General features: G+C 48.1%; 4 tRNA genes. All 4 read right to left on the reverse strand.

Annotated elements, in window-relative coordinates:
* Nucleotides 1-78 precede the first annotated feature (78 nt).
* Nucleotides 79-168, reverse strand: a tRNA-Ser gene (locus tag AC1RPQ_RS07875).
* A 39-nt stretch (nt 169-207) separates the two neighbouring features.
* A tRNA-Ile gene (locus AC1RPQ_RS07880) sits at nt 208-281 on the reverse strand.
* A gap of 19 nt (nt 282-300) precedes the next feature.
* A tRNA-Met gene (locus AC1RPQ_RS07885) sits at nt 301-374 on the reverse strand.
* 40 nt (nt 375-414) lie between these two features.
* Nucleotides 415-486: transfer RNA gene (locus tag AC1RPQ_RS07890), tRNA-Pro, on the reverse strand.

Raw genomic sequence — 486 nt, forward strand, 5'->3', positions numbered from 1 at the left:
GCAGGATTTGAACCTACGACCTTCGGGTTATGAGCCCGACGAGCTACCAGACTGCTCCATCCCGCGATAATATTAAAAAGGAGGATAAGAGATTCGAACTCTTGCGTGGTTTGACCCACCTGACGGTTTTCAAGACCGTTCCCTTCAGCCAGACTTGGGTAATCCTCCATAAAAAATTAAAAATCTACTTGAATCAGCTACAAGTAATGGACCTTGTAGGACTCGAACCTACGACCGGGCGGTTATGAGCCGTCTGCTCTAACCAACTGAGCTAAAGGTCCAAGCTTCTTACGTAGAAAATAGCGGTGAAGGGGATCGAACCCCTGACCTCCCGGGTATGAACCGGACGCTCTAGCCAGCTGAGCTACGCCGCCATAAAATAAAAACACATAATAAATTTTGGCAATCTATTAATCGGGAAAACAGGATTCGAACCTGCGACCCCCTGGTCCCAAACCAGGTGCTCTACCAAGCTGAGCTATTTCC

It is taken from the genome of Dellaglioa sp. CoH-57-MRSF-21 (genome assembly GCF_056781915.1).